Source organism: Streptomyces sp. P9-2B-2 (genome assembly GCF_030406865.1).
Classification (GTDB): domain Bacteria; phylum Actinomycetota; class Actinomycetes; order Streptomycetales; family Streptomycetaceae; genus Streptomyces; species Streptomyces platensis.
On sequence record NZ_CP129126.1, the window covers coordinates 5140664 to 5152762 of the forward strand.

The window sequence follows — 12099 nt, forward strand, 5'->3', positions numbered from 1 at the left end:
CCGGCGCCCGGTTCAACCCACCACCGGAGAGGGCGTTCAGCCCACCACCAGCTGAAGAGTCAGCCGACCACCGGATACAGCGCCGCCCTCAACTGCCCCGTCCAGTGCGCCGTCATCTCCCTCGCCACCCGCGTCTCCGGTGCGAACAGCTCGAAGCCGTGCCAGGCACCGGGCACATTGCGGACGGTGACCGGAACCCCGGCGTCCATCAGCCGCCGGGCATACGCCAGCCCCGCATCGCGCATCGGATCGAGGTCACAGACCAGCACATAGGCCGGCGGCAGCCCCGACAGATCGGTGGCGCGGGCCGCCGCGGCATACGCATCAGCCGCGGCCATCCCCTCCGGCAGATAGTGCGCCCACGATCTCTGCACGCTCCGCCCGGTGGTCACCCGCGCGCCCAACGCCCCGTCGCCATCGGCCCCCTCGCCACCTGCCCACCCGGCATCCGCCGCCTCGCCATCCGCAGCCTCGCCATCCGCCCACCCGGCATACGTCTCCCCGCCATCTGCCGCCTCGCCATCCGCCGCCCCGACCGCCCCGACCCGGTCGTCCAGATCAGGCACACACAGCGACTGGTGGACGATCGCCGGGCCGCCACGATCCCGGGCCATCAGCGCGACCGCGGCGCTGAGCCCGCCGCCTGCCGACTTGCCGGTGAGGGCGATCCGGGCGGGATCGATGCCCAGCCCGGCGGCTCGCTCCGCCGCCCATTCCAGGGCGAGATAGCAGTCCTCCACCCCGGCCGGATAGCGGTGCTCCGGGGCGAGGCGGTATTCGACGGTGAGGACGACGGCGGGCAGTTCCCGGCAGAGCGCGATCGCCGCGCGGTCCTGCCCCGGCAACGAGCGGCCGAGGGCGTACCCGCCACCGTGGAAGTGCAGTACGGCGGGCAGGGCGCGCCCGGCACCGCCGTCGGCCGTCCGCGCGTCCTGTCCCGGTGCGGCATCCTCACCCCCGCCGCTGCCCGCCCCGCCCTCCGGACGGTAGACCTCGACCATCAGCGCACTGCCGTCCGCCCGCGGGATCTCGAACCGCTCGCTGTCCACGCCCGTACGGTCGGCCGGAACGGCGGTCAGCATCGCGTGGAACCCCTCCCGCGTTGCCGCGATGTCCTCGTACGGATCGGAGAACTGCGGCAACGACTCGAAGGCCGTTCGCAGTTCGGGATGCACCCGCATCGCGGTCCGGCGCTGCATCGCGGTTCCGTGCTGCATCGCGGTCCGGGGCGGCATCTCGGGCTGAACGCTCATACGGGCACTCCTCGTTCGTGACGAATGGACGAATGGACGAATGGACAACGGCCGTCTGCGCGCGACCTTCAGTCCGCACGCACCGCTCCCGGGGCGGCCGCCCCACCTCACCGGTGTCTTCCCAGCACGCCGCACCCCCCGCCCCGCCTCACTTCGCCTCCGCATAGCACTCCACCACCGCCGTGGTGAACGGGAAGCGGACCGGAGTCTCCCCGAACGCGATCCGCCCCGCCGTATCTGCCGCCGCCGCGATCGCCCCGGAGACCGTCGCCGCCTCCTCCGCCGGGCAGTGCACGATCACCTCGTCGTGCTGGAAGAAGACCAGCTCGGCGCGGAGTCCGCCCGCCCACAGCGAGTGCCGCAGCGCGGCCAGCATCAGCAACGCCCAGTCGGCGGCGCTGCCCTGTACGACGAAGTTGCGGGTGAACCGGCCACGGGCCCGGGCGGCCGCCGCACCGCCGCCGTACCCCGTGGGCTCCTCCTGGGGCAGACCCGCCTCGTCGGGCGGCGCCACGGAGGCGGGCGGGCAGGTACGGCCCATCCAGGTGCGCACCAGCCGTCCCTCCTCGCCCGCGCGCGCCGCCTCGTCCACATACGCCACCGCGGCCGGATAGCGGCGGCGCAGATCGGCCATGTGCTTGAGGGCGTCGCCGGACGTCTGGCCGTAAATGGCGCCCAGCAGCCCGATTTTGGCCCGGTCGCGGTCCCCGCCGAACGCCCGGGCCGCCAGATCCGCGTACAGGTCCCCGCCGCTGCCGGCCACCTCCATCAGCCCCCGGTCACGCGAGACGGCCGCCAGCACCCGCGGCTCCATCTGGTCGGCGTCGGCCACCACCAGCCGCCACCCCGGATCGGCGCGTACGGCCTGCCGGATCACCTTGGGGATCTGGAGCGCGCCGCCCCCGTTGGCGGTCCAGCGGCCGGATACCGCGCCACCGGGCAGATACTCGGGACGGAACCGGCCGTCGTGCACCCACTGCTGGAGCCAGGCCCACCCATGGGCGGTGTGCAGACGGTAGAGCTTCTTGTACTCCAGCAGGGGCGCCACCGCCGGGTGATCGATCTGCTGGAGCGCCCATTTGCGGGTCGACGTGAGGGAAATCCCGGCGCCGGCAAAGGCCTTGATGATCTCGTTGGGCAGATCCGGGCGCACCCGCGCACCCGCCCCGAACGCCCGGGACACCTCATCGGCCAGCTCCACCATCCGGCGCGGCTCCAGCCCGCCCGGATAGCGCTCGCCCAGTAGCCCGTCGAGCAGCTCACGGTGCACATCCGCCCGCCAGGGCACCCCGGCCCGCCCCATCTCCGTGGCGACCAGCAGGCCCGCCGACTCCGAGGCCAGCAGCAGCCGCATCCGGTCCGGGTGCGCGGCCTTCTCCGCACGCGCCACCTGCCCCGCGTAGACCTCCAGCAGCGCGGTCAGCTCGTCCGTGCCGGGCGGCAGCGGCACCGGCCCCGGATCGAAGAGCGACGGCTGGGTCTCGGCCGTGCGGACAGGCGCGTCCACGGGCACCGGCAGGCCGTGCAGCCGCGCCCAGGCGGCGGCCAGCGAACGCGGCTGCCCCGACTGGCCCTCCTCATGGCCGATCAGCAGCGCCTCCGCGGCCTCCACGTCATAGCAGCGCTCGACCCGCACCCCCGCCGCCAGCAGCCGCCGGTAGATCTCCGAGGTGGACCGCCACACCCACCGCTCGACCTCGGGCCGCGAGCGCACCGCCGCCGCGAGCGACGGCTCGCGCAGCACCGGACCAGCCGCCCGTCCGTCCCCGTCGAGCGGGCAGAGACGAGCACCCCCGTCACCCGTCTCCACCACCGCCCATCTCATGCTCCTGAGTCTCGCACCAGCCTCTGACAATCGCCCTGACCAGTACGGACGACACGAAGCGGGCGCCCGCGGAGCCCGGCCCCGCCCGACGCCTCCACGCCCGGAACGGCGGCCCCGGCCCACCCCGCGCCGGACCCGCGCCGGACCCGCGACGCCCCGCCAGGCACCACGCCGTACGCCGTACGCCCCGAGCAGCACCGGATACGCCGCCGCCCCCTCCACCGGCAAGCGCGGTAACTCGCTGCACGGCCTCTTCTTCCGTACCGCGACCGCGAGTTCGACGGCAAAGCCGCCCCGCGCCTGCCCGCCCTTGAGGAAGCCATCGCCCACGATGCCACCGACAATCTGCTTTACGGGAAGGCAAGTTGAGCTGACACGTGCCACGGGATAAATCCCTCCCACCAATGCCTCCGGCCCCCGTACTCACCACTCGCGCATTCACCCGATTGAACCGCTACTTTTGGCAGGTTTGATGAGTTGAGCAGCTTGTCGCTCTAAGCGGCGTGTACAGATTTCTGCTTGCTGCCCAGTGAAGAGGTTCACCGTGAAGTTTGTTTCCAAGGCCGCCGTCCTGACCGCCGCCGCGGGTGTCGCCGTTGTGGGCGGAGCCGGTGTGGCCAGTGCGCACGGCGGCGCCGGCGCGGCGGGAGTCGCCCAGAACTCCCCCGGTGTGATCTCCGGAAATCTCATCCAGGTTCCGGTCGATGTGCCGGTCAACGTCTGCGGCAACACCGTCAACATCATTGCCCTGCTGAACCCGGCGTTCGGCAACACCTGCCTCAACGTCTGATGAACGTATAGCTCTTGAGGCCCGGCCGCTTTCCGCCGGCGGGCTCCACGGCAAAGGCCGGTACGAAGAATTCGTACCGGCCTTTGCCGTGGAAAAACCGTTGTGGGCCGCACTGTTGCCCATCCGCAGTGATATGTATCTACGGTTTCGTGGCATTCGGGTGAAACGGCGAAACCGCACCCCCAGAAGGGAGTTGACCAGGGCGCTCCGGATACGGGCACTCCGTTTCGAGAAGGGTAAATCGTGATCAAGAAGGTCCTGGCCACGACGGCTGTAGCCGCGTCCGTCGTCGGCATCTCGGCGACGGCCGCCCCCCAGGCGATGGCGGTCGGCAACCACCACGGCACGTCCACGGTGAACGGCAACGGCGCCAAGAGCGCGTTCGGCAACTCCACCACCGTGGGGCACATGAGCCCGCAGCTGGAGCTCATCCAGGGCTCGCTGAACAAGCCCTGCCTCGCGGTGGGCAAGGTCGGCGCCCAGAGCCTCGCCTGGGTGTGGGGCGCGCTCGCGGTGCAGGACATCAACATCCTGTCCAACCCGCAGAACCAGCAGTGCACCGAGAACTCGACGCAGGCCAAGGGCGACGAGCCGCTGTCGCACATCCTCAGCGAGATCCCGATCCTGTCGGGCAACGGCGTCGGCAACCACTGAGCCGGCCATCGCCCGCAGACCCGGACCGCAGGCTCTCGTTCCATGAGCGGTCCGGGGCCTGCGGTGCCCCGTCACGAATCGCAGGGACGGAATTCCGCGTTCCCCCTGCGGGCAGGAATTCACATTCGGCGGGTGCCTCGTCCGTTCGAACTCCGGTGATTTTTCCGCGTCGTATGCATGGTGGCAATCTCCCGAAACGGTCATGCACCCATCGGGCGATTCCTCCGAAAACTTCCTGGCAAGAGTTTCGTCCAGGAGGGGCAATCGTTACCAATATCGTCAGCGGCGTTACGGGCGAGCAGCTCAACGCCCGAGCGGCACGACGGTCGTGTTCGCTACGGACCCGCTGCAAGGAAGGGCTGAAAGTGAAGTACGCAAAGGTCGCAGCGATCACTGCCGGAACGCTCATGGCGGTGGGCTCGGCAGCGCCGGCGTTCGCCGACGCGGGTGCCGCAGGTGGCGCCAAGAACTCCCCCGGTGTTCTCTCCGGCAACGCCATCCAGGTTCCGGTGCACATCCCGATCAACCTGTGCGGCAACACCATCAACATCGTCGCTCTGCTGAACCCGGCGTTCGGCAACACCTGCCTGAACCACTGACTCGAATAAATTCGAGACGTGTCCATGTGAACTGGCCCCGGTGCGCAGACCGCTGCGAACCGGGGCCGGTCGCCCTTCGCCTCCGGTGGGCACACGCACAACGCGCTTGATTTTCGGGCGAAATGGCCGAGAAGAAAACCACTTCGGGGTTTCTCCGGGCGGAGGCACTCGTTAGTCACGCTGAAAGCGGTGAGCCGAGCAGTGAAAGCGATTGCTCGCGCGGCGCTGATGTCGCCGGACCGTGAAGCACCGCCCGGGAAGGGAAAGTTGAAGTGAAGTACGCAAAGTCTGCTGCGGTTGTCGCCGGTTCCGTCATGGCACTGGCGGCCGCCACCCCCGCTTTCGCCGCGCAGCCCGGCGCTCCGGCCATGAGCCTCAACGGCGGGCTGAATGACGCGCTGAGCAGCAAGCAACTGGACGGCCACCAGATCACGCCGCTGATCAAGACGGTCAGGGCCACCGAGGCCAAGGTCAGGTCGACCAACGCGAAGAAGCTGCTCCGTGGCGTCACCGGGGCGACGAAGAAGACCTCGCTGCTCGGTGGGCTTCCGCTCAAGTAATCGCGAGACGCGTGGATGCGGCCGTCGGCGGCAATTTCCGGAGCGGCAGTACACCTCGGTCATTTCTCACTCCGACCGGCCGGGTGTGACCGGACGCCGATCGGGAAAATCGGTGCAGGGCACGCGGCTGTTTGAGTGAATGAGAACAACCAAAAACATCCTTGTGAGTTGGGCAGACTGCCCGGCCCAAGGGCACCCCGAAACACGAAGGACCAAAATGATCAAGAAGGTTCTGGCGACCACAGCCGCGGCTGTGTCCATTGTCGGCGCGGGCGCCGCTGCCGCCCCCGAGGCGATGGCGATCGGAAACCACAACGGAACGTCTTCCGTCAACGGCAACGGCGCCACGCAGTTCTACGGGAACTCGACCACGTACGGGTACATGAGCCCGCAGATCGGCCTGATCCAGGGCTCGTTCAACAAGCCCTGCATCGCCCTGGGCAAGGTGGCCGCCCAGGGTCTCCTGGGAGGTGGCCTGGCCGGGCTGCAGGACATCAACGTTCTCTCGTCGCCGCAGAACCAGCAGTGCACCGAGAACTCCACCCAGGCGAAGGGTGACGAGGCGCTGTCGCACATCCTCGACAACATTCCGATCCTTTCCGGCAACGGCGCCGGCAACCACTGACCGGCTGAGTGCGACCCGGGCCGCCCGGCCCTCCTTCTTCCGGGCGGCCCGGGTTTTCGCTGCCCAGCTCCGGGGCGGAAATGTTATTCGCTCGTGACTGAACTCCGGTGGGCCGGATCGTTAGGAATGGTGTGTGGAGGGAAGCGTGCCAATGCCCTTGCGGGTTTGATGGGGCTGCCAGGGCATTGGCATGCCGTCCGTAACGAATAAGGGCCCGCGAACCGTTTGTTCGGATCGCGGGCCCTTATTCGTGTAACGGGTACTGCTGGGCCGGTGCGGCAAGTCGCATGGTCGGCGGTGCAATTGGCGAGAGGCGCCGCTATTCGGGTGATGATGCAGAACTCCAGCCGGTGTGGTGGGTTGTTCAAATAGGGCTCCCGTATCGGGAGTTCCTTCACCTGAAGGGTTTCGTGATGAAGAAGATGATCGCGGGCGCGGCTGTGGCGGCGTCGTTGGTCGGCATTTCCGCTGCGGCCGCTCCGCAGGCCATGGCGATCGGTGACCATGAGGGCACCAGGACGGTCAACGGAAACGGGGCGCGCTCGGTTTACGGCAACTCCACCACGCGCGGCAATCTGAGCACCCAGCTCGGGCTGGTCCAGGGCTCGCTGAACCAGCCCTGCGTCGCGTTGGGCAAGGTGGGCGTCCAGCACCTCGTCAAGGTGTTCCACGTGCTCGCGGCGCAGGACATCAACGTGCTGTCCAACCCGCAGAACCAGCAGTGCACCCAGAACTCGACGCAGGCCAAGGGCGACGAGCCGCTGTCGCACATTCTCGACGGCATCCCGGTTCTCTCCGGGAACGGTGTCGGCAACCGCTGACGTCCACCGGCCTCGGGCCGTTCCACCGCTTGTGCCCCCGGGCGGTCGGCGCCGCGTATGCGCTGCCGGCCGCCCGGTCGTGTGAGCGGCACGGGGGAGGGGTGCGGGCGGCGGCCCGTACGCCATCACCGCAGAGGAGGGATGAGAGATGCGACAGAGCCTGAAGGCGTGTGTGTTCGTAGCGGCCGCGTCGGGTGTGATCGGTGCGAGCGGCAGCGCGGCGTACGCGGATGCCGGAGCCGGCGGAGGAGCGAGGAACTCTCCCGGAGTGCTGTCCGGGAACAGCATCCAGGTGACCGTGGACGCGCCGGTCAACGCGTGCGGCAATTCGGTCGACGCGGGTGCGGCGCTGAACCCGGCCATGGGCAACGCGTGCGGGAACGGCGCACCGGCCTTGCGCCAGGCGCCGCCGGCGCAGCACGCTCCGGTGGCCCGGCCGCCGGCGGGCGCGGAGCAGGCGCCGGGCGTGCACTGGACGGCCCCGGAGCGGGAGCCCCGCGCGGAGCCGGTGCGGCGACCGGTCCCGGAGCGGGCCGGGCGCCCTGTCACGGCGCCGGGGAGCACGCGCCGGGGCACCTGGCGGGGCACGTGCGCGGGCCCGTCCCGCGGCCCGCACCGCAGGAGGAGCGGGTGGACGCGGTGGCGCGGGCCGGGGCGTCGGCGGGTTCCGCGCTGCTGGCGGCCACCGGGGCGGATGAGCTGGGCGCGGTGGCCGCGGTCGGCGGCGGGCTGCTGGTGGGCGGGGCGCTGCTGTTGCGCCGGTCCCGTACGTGTCGCAGATGAGCGGGTGGGCCGGCGGTCCCCGGGGGCTCGGCGGCCGGCCGAGCGGGTCCGGCGGGCCGCTCGGCCCCGGCCGCCCGGTCGAGCCGCCCGTCGGCATCGCCGGACGGTTCGACCGCGCGCCGTCGTACCGCTGTGTCGCCGGGCGCGCTGCGGCTGGAAGCGGCCCCGCGGAGGTACGACGGATCGTGTGGATCAACGGGTGAAACCCGTGTCCGGCACGGGAAGGATCGTTCTTTCGCTCATTGGTGGGGACCCGTCTTCCGGGTGTTTGAAGCGGGGCGGAACCGGATGTTCCGCTGGGCCGTGCCGCGATCTCCGGCCTCTGGCAAAATTGGGGTGAAGGCCGCAAAGGTGATGAGTCGATGAGGTGGGGCCATGCTCATTGCGCTGGCGCAGACCGACTGTGTCCTGGGTGAGGTGGAGGAGAACCTCGACATCGCCCGCGAGCAGATCGAGCAGGCGGCGGCGCAGGGCGCGGACCTGGTCGTCTTCCCCGAACTGAGCCTGCACGGCTATCACTTGGGCGCACTGCACCGCGATGCGTCCCTGGAGGCGAGCGACCCCCGGCTGCTGGAGCTCAGCACCCGCGGCCCCGATGTGCTGGTCGGCTTCCACGAGCACACCAGTCTGCGGGCGTACAACACCGCGGCCCACTACGCGGCCGGTGAGCTGGTGCACGCACACCGCAAGCTGTATCTCCCCAACTACCTGGCGTGGGAGGAGCGCAAGCACGTCAGTCCGGGGCAGTCGTTGCGGGCGTACGAGCTGAAGCGGGACAGGAGCGGCGGCCGGGGCGCCACGCTGGTGTGCAATGACGCCTGGCAGCCGGCGCTGCCGTGGCTGGCGGTGCAGGACGGCGCCGAGGTGCTGTTCGTGCCGACCAACAGCGCGGCGAGCCTGGACCCGGAGGCGATGGACACCGGGCTGTACTGGGACACCCTGCTGTCCTATACGGCGAAGATGTGCCAGTGCTGGGTGGTCTTCGTGAACCGGGTGGGCAATGAGCACGGGGCGGCGTTCTGGGGCGGCTCGCGGGTGGTGGACCCGCGGGGTGCCGTGGTGGCGCAGGCGCCCAAGTGGGAGCCCGCGCTGGTCGCCGTGGAGATCGATCTCGCCGAGGCGCGGCGGCAGCGGCGCGCGGTGCCGCTGGTCGCCGAGGCCCGGCTGGGGCTGATCGACCGCGAGGTGCGGCGGCTGATCGACGAGGGCGGCGACCACTGAGGGGGCGGCCCCTCCGGGTCAGTGCCGGGCGGCGGATTCCTGGCGGGGTGTTCCGGCTTCCTGGTGGGGCGCCTCGGCCGTACGGGGCGTCTCGGTCCGCTCGTCGTCCTGGAGGGCCCGCGCCTCGGACTTGAGGATGCGCATCGAACGGCCCAGGCCGCGTGCCATGTCGGGCAGCTTCTTCGAGCCGAAGAGCAGTACCAGGACCGCGATGATCAGGATCAGATGCCAGGGTTCGAAGGCGTTGCGGAGCACGGGCGCCTCGCTTTCGTGGGGGGGGGGGGCGACGGACGTTCTGTCCAGTATGACCCGAAGGGTCCGGCCGTCCGGTCCAGGGGCTGCCCGGGCCGGACGGCCGGTGCGGTGGCTACCAGCTGGACTTGCGGACGCCCGGCAGATAGCCCGCGTGGGCCTGTTCGCGCAGCCGTACGCGGGACAGGCCGAAGGCGCGGAAGTAGCCGCGCGGGCGGCCGTCGACGCTGTCGCGGTGGCGTACCCGGGTGGCGCTGGCGTCCCGCGGCTGGCGGGACAGCTCGCGGCGGGCGGCGGTGCGCTCCTCCTCCGGTGTGTGCGGGCTGCGGATCACGGCCTTGAGGAGGGCGCGGCGGGCCGCGTAGCGGGCGACCGTCGCGCGGCGCTTCTCGTTCTTGGCGATCTTGCTCTGCTTGGCCATCAGACCTTTCCTCCTCGTGCGCGGATGCGGGCGACGGCCGCCTCGATCCCGATCGTGTCCACGGTCCGGATGCCCTTGGTACTCAGGGTGAGCCGGATGTGCCGGCCCTCGCTCTGGAGCCAGTAGCGCTTGCGCTGGATGTTGGGGTCGAAGCGGCGGGGGGTGCGCCGGTGCGAGTGGGAGACGGCGTTGCCGAAGCCCGGCGCGCGGCCGGTCAGCTGGCAGTGGGCGGACATGGTGCGGTCCTTCCGGTCGGGGCCCCTGGTCAGAGCCTATTGAAAATGGAAACCATTTCCGTATACTAGCCCCCATGGCCCGCAACGAACTACGCCCGGTCGTCAAGCTCCGGTCCACCGCCGGCACCGGCTACACCTACGTGACCCGCAAGAACCGCCGTAACGACCCCGACCGCCTGGAACTGCGCAAGTACGACCCGGTGGCCGGCCGGCACGTCGCCTTCCGAGAGGAGCGCTGAGCACCGTGAAGCCTGGAATCCACCCCGCCTACGGGCCCGTCGTCTTCCGCGACCGGGCCGCCGACTACGCCTTCCTGACCCGTTCGACCGCGACCAGCGAGAAGACCGTGGAGTGGGAGGACGGCCACACCTATCCCGTCATCGACGTCGAGATCTCCTCGGCGAGCCACCCGTTCTACACAGGCACCGCCCGGGTGCTGGACACCGCGGGCCGCGTCGAGCGGTTCGAGCGCCGTTACGGCAGGCGGGCCCGCTGATGGAGCGGCTCAACGTCGTGCTGGTGGGCGGCCTGCACGCGGACGCGCGGCGGGCCGCCGTCGAGCGGCTGCTGCGGACCGTCCCCGGCAGCGTCGCCCTCCACCACGACCTCGCCTCGGCCGCCGAAGGCACCGTGCGGCGCACCGTCCGGGACGCGGGCGGCACGCTCGACGCCGGGGACGCGCCGCTGGTCAACGACTGCGCCTGCTGTGCGCTGCGCGAGGACCTGGTGCCCGAGCTGGAGCGGCTGGCGGCCGGCCGGACCTGCCGGCTGGCGATCGTCGAACTGTGGGACTCGGTCGAGCCCAAGGCGATGGCCGAAGTGGTCACCGCCTGCGGCAGCGACAACCTCGCACTGACCGGTGTGCTCACCGCCGTCGACCCGGCGCTGCTGCTGCCCTACCTGGGCTGCGGCGACGACCTCGCGGAGGCGGGCCTCGCCGCCGCGGCCTCCGACCAGCGCACGGTCGCCGACACCTGGGCGCGGCAGCTGGAGTACGCGCCGGTGCTGGCGATCGCGACGGGGGAGGAGCCGGCGGAGCCCGCCGACCTGGCGCTGCTCGGCCAGCTGCACCCGATGGCACACCAGGTCCCGGTGGAGTCCGGGGAGTTGGCGGCCGCCGCGCTGGCCGGGTTCGATGTGGCCGCGGCCGCGGACCGTCAGCACCCGGCCTGTGCGCTGCTGCCGCAGGAGGCCGACGCGGAGGGGGTCGGCACGCTGGTGTGGCGGCAGGCCCGGCCCTTCCACCCCGAGCGGCTCTATGCCGCGCTGGAGGACCTGACCTGCGCGGCCGCCCGCAGCCGGGGCCGGTTCTGGCTGGCCGACCGCCCGGACACGCTGCTGTCCTGGGACGCGGCCGGCGGTGCGCTGTGTGTGGAGAACGCCGGGCCGTGGCTGGCCTCGCTGCCGGACGCCGCCTGGGAGATGGTGCCGCCGACGCGCCGGGCCGCCGCCGCGCTGGACTGGCACCCCGAGCACGGTGACCGCACCCAGCATCTGGTCTTCACCTCGCCGGGCCTGGACCGCGAGGGCCTGCGGTCCCTGCTGGACTCCTGTCTGCTCACCGACGCCGAGTTCGCGGGCGGCCCGCCGGCCTGGAAGAGCCTGCCGCCCGCCTTCGACGCCCTCCTCGACCCCGTTTCGTAAGACGGGCCGCCTCCGTACGCACGGACCCGGCCCTCAGCACGCACAAGGAAGCTCCCCATGCCCCGACGGCACGACCCGCGCCGGACGCCCACGCCCCGCCGCAATCCGCTCGACGCGGCCGGCATCACCTACGTCGACTACAAGGACACCGATCTGCTGCGGAAGTTCCTCTCCGACCGCGGCAAGATCCGCAGCCGCCGGATCACCCGGGTCACCTCCCAGCAGCAGCGGCAGCTGGCCCGTGCGATCAAGAACGCCCGGGAGATGGCGCTGCTGCCCTACGCGTCGCGGTGACGGCCGCCGTCCGGTGACGGGCAGGAGCTTCCCTACGTCCGGTGCGTAGGGGAGCTCCTTCGTTTGTCCGGGGGTGTGCGCAGGGGGAGGGCCCTCGTGCCGGGCGGACGGAGCGCCCGGT

Annotated in this window: 17 protein-coding genes and 1 pseudogene; 13 read left to right on the top strand and 5 right to left on the bottom strand. The window is 70.9% G+C overall.

Annotation, left to right across the window (positions count from 1 at the left end; genetic code table 11):
* Nucleotides 1-59 precede the first annotated feature (59 nt).
* Both QT196_RS22495 and QT196_RS22500 read right to left on the bottom strand, forming a co-directional pair.
* Nucleotides 60-1253 carry an alpha/beta hydrolase gene (locus QT196_RS22495; protein WP_266737826.1) on the bottom strand — a complete coding sequence of 398 codons (1194 nt, stop codon included), beginning with the start codon at nucleotides 1251-1253 and terminating at the stop codon, nucleotides 60-62.
* 148 nt (nucleotides 1254-1401) lie between these two features.
* A complete protein-coding gene (locus QT196_RS22500) occupies nucleotides 1402-3078 on the bottom strand; it encodes a bifunctional 3'-5' exonuclease/DNA polymerase (RefSeq protein WP_168480741.1) in 1677 nt (558 codons plus the stop codon).
* Nucleotides 3079-3622: 544 nt separating this feature from the next.
* Here QT196_RS22500 and QT196_RS22505 point away from each other — a divergent pair.
* From QT196_RS22505 to QT196_RS22545, 9 genes and pseudogenes are all read left to right on the top strand, one after another.
* The gene (locus tag QT196_RS22505) at nucleotides 3623-3868 is read left to right on the top strand and encodes a chaplin (protein ID WP_085923303.1); all 246 of its coding nucleotides are present in this window, start codon (nucleotides 3623-3625) and stop codon (nucleotides 3866-3868) included.
* A gap of 243 nt (nucleotides 3869-4111) precedes the next feature.
* Entirely contained in the window at nucleotides 4112-4522 is a 411-nt protein-coding gene (locus QT196_RS22510) for a rodlin (RefSeq protein ID WP_168480743.1), read from the top strand.
* Nucleotides 4523-4887: 365 nt separating this feature from the next.
* Entirely contained in the window at nucleotides 4888-5121 is a 234-nt protein-coding gene (locus QT196_RS22515; protein ID WP_129283113.1) for a chaplin, read from the top strand.
* A gap of 272 nt (nucleotides 5122-5393) precedes the next feature.
* Nucleotides 5394-5681: a hypothetical protein gene (locus tag QT196_RS22520; protein ID WP_168480744.1), complete on the top strand. Its 288-nt coding sequence runs from the start codon at nucleotides 5394-5396 to the stop codon at nucleotides 5679-5681.
* A gap of 217 nt (nucleotides 5682-5898) precedes the next feature.
* Nucleotides 5899-6306 (top strand): rodlin, encoded by a 408-nt coding sequence (locus QT196_RS22525; RefSeq protein WP_168480745.1) that lies wholly within the window; start codon nucleotides 5899-5901, stop codon nucleotides 6304-6306.
* A 413-nt stretch (nucleotides 6307-6719) separates the two neighbouring features.
* Nucleotides 6720-7127 (top strand): rodlin, encoded by a 408-nt coding sequence (locus QT196_RS22530; RefSeq protein WP_290355552.1) that lies wholly within the window; start codon nucleotides 6720-6722, stop codon nucleotides 7125-7127.
* 148 nt (nucleotides 7128-7275) lie between these two features.
* Nucleotides 7276-7449, top strand: a pseudogene (locus tag QT196_RS22535) (chaplin family protein); the annotation flags it as partial.
* A 266-nt stretch (nucleotides 7450-7715) separates the two neighbouring features.
* Nucleotides 7716-7910, top strand: coding sequence for an LPXTG cell wall anchor domain-containing protein (locus tag QT196_RS22540; RefSeq protein ID WP_248001721.1), 195 nt, complete (start codon nucleotides 7716-7718; stop codon nucleotides 7908-7910).
* 375 nt (nucleotides 7911-8285) lie between these two features.
* Nucleotides 8286-9131 (top strand): nitrilase-related carbon-nitrogen hydrolase, encoded by an 846-nt coding sequence (locus QT196_RS22545; protein ID WP_085923310.1) that lies wholly within the window; start codon nucleotides 8286-8288, stop codon nucleotides 9129-9131.
* An 18-nt stretch (nucleotides 9132-9149) separates the two neighbouring features.
* Here the strand turns inward: QT196_RS22545 and tatA are convergent, their stop codons facing one another.
* The 3 genes from tatA to rpmB form a co-directional block, all read right to left on the bottom strand.
* The gene (tatA, locus tag QT196_RS22550) at nucleotides 9150-9386 is read right to left on the bottom strand and encodes a Sec-independent protein translocase subunit TatA (RefSeq protein ID WP_168480748.1); all 237 of its coding nucleotides are present in this window, start codon (nucleotides 9384-9386) and stop codon (nucleotides 9150-9152) included.
* 112 nt (nucleotides 9387-9498) lie between these two features.
* Nucleotides 9499-9804, bottom strand: coding sequence for a 30S ribosomal protein S14 (gene rpsN, locus QT196_RS22555; RefSeq protein WP_168480749.1), 306 nt, complete (start codon nucleotides 9802-9804; stop codon nucleotides 9499-9501).
* Nucleotides 9804-10040, bottom strand: coding sequence for a 50S ribosomal protein L28 (gene rpmB, locus QT196_RS22560; RefSeq protein WP_168480750.1), 237 nt, complete (start codon nucleotides 10038-10040; stop codon nucleotides 9804-9806). The genes rpsN and rpmB overlap by 1 nt, the downstream gene beginning before the upstream one ends.
* Before the next feature lie 74 nt (nucleotides 10041-10114).
* Here rpmB and rpmG point away from each other — a divergent pair, with 74 nt between their 5' ends.
* Genes rpmG through rpsR form a run of 4 tightly spaced genes read left to right on the top strand, consistent with a single transcriptional unit; the run spans nucleotide 10115 to nucleotide 11978 of the window.
* Nucleotides 10115-10279: a 50S ribosomal protein L33 gene (gene rpmG, locus QT196_RS22565; RefSeq protein WP_006604069.1), complete on the top strand. Its 165-nt coding sequence runs from the start codon at nucleotides 10115-10117 to the stop codon at nucleotides 10277-10279.
* A 5-nt stretch (nucleotides 10280-10284) separates the two neighbouring features.
* Nucleotides 10285-10536, top strand: coding sequence for a type B 50S ribosomal protein L31 (locus tag QT196_RS22570; protein WP_168480751.1), 252 nt, complete (start codon nucleotides 10285-10287; stop codon nucleotides 10534-10536).
* Nucleotides 10536-11684 (top strand): GTP-binding protein, encoded by a 1149-nt coding sequence (locus QT196_RS22575; protein ID WP_266737812.1) that lies wholly within the window; start codon nucleotides 10536-10538, stop codon nucleotides 11682-11684. The genes QT196_RS22570 and QT196_RS22575 overlap by 1 nt, the downstream gene beginning before the upstream one ends.
* Nucleotides 11685-11741: 57 nt before the next feature.
* A complete protein-coding gene (gene rpsR / locus QT196_RS22580; protein ID WP_168480752.1) occupies nucleotides 11742-11978 on the top strand; it encodes a 30S ribosomal protein S18 in 237 nt (78 codons plus the stop codon).
* Nucleotides 11979-12099: the final 121 nt, after the last annotated feature.

Coding starts and splice junctions, on each gene's coding strand:
- QT196_RS22545 (WP_085923310.1), top strand. CDS start 8,286: ATGCTCATTGCGCTGGCGCAGACCGACTGTGTCCTGGGTGAGGTGGAG.
- rpsN (WP_168480749.1), bottom strand. CDS start 9,804: ATGGCCAAGCAGAGCAAGATCGCCAAGAACGAGAAGCGCCGCGCGACG.
- rpmB (WP_168480750.1), bottom strand. CDS start 10,040: ATGTCCGCCCACTGCCAGCTGACCGGCCGCGCGCCGGGCTTCGGCAAC.
- QT196_RS22495 (WP_266737826.1), bottom strand. CDS start 1,253: ATGAGCGTTCAGCCCGAGATGCCGCCCCGGACCGCGATGCAGCACGGA.
- QT196_RS22530 (WP_290355552.1), top strand. CDS start 6,720: ATGAAGAAGATGATCGCGGGCGCGGCTGTGGCGGCGTCGTTGGTCGGC.
- QT196_RS22525 (WP_168480745.1), top strand. CDS start 5,899: ATGATCAAGAAGGTTCTGGCGACCACAGCCGCGGCTGTGTCCATTGTC.
- QT196_RS22500 (WP_168480741.1), bottom strand. CDS start 3,078: ATGAGATGGGCGGTGGTGGAGACGGGTGACGGGGGTGCTCGTCTCTGC.
- QT196_RS22575 (WP_266737812.1), top strand. CDS start 10,536: ATGGAGCGGCTCAACGTCGTGCTGGTGGGCGGCCTGCACGCGGACGCG.
- rpsR (WP_168480752.1), top strand. CDS start 11,742: ATGCCCCGACGGCACGACCCGCGCCGGACGCCCACGCCCCGCCGCAAT.
- rpmG (WP_006604069.1), top strand. CDS start 10,115: ATGGCCCGCAACGAACTACGCCCGGTCGTCAAGCTCCGGTCCACCGCC.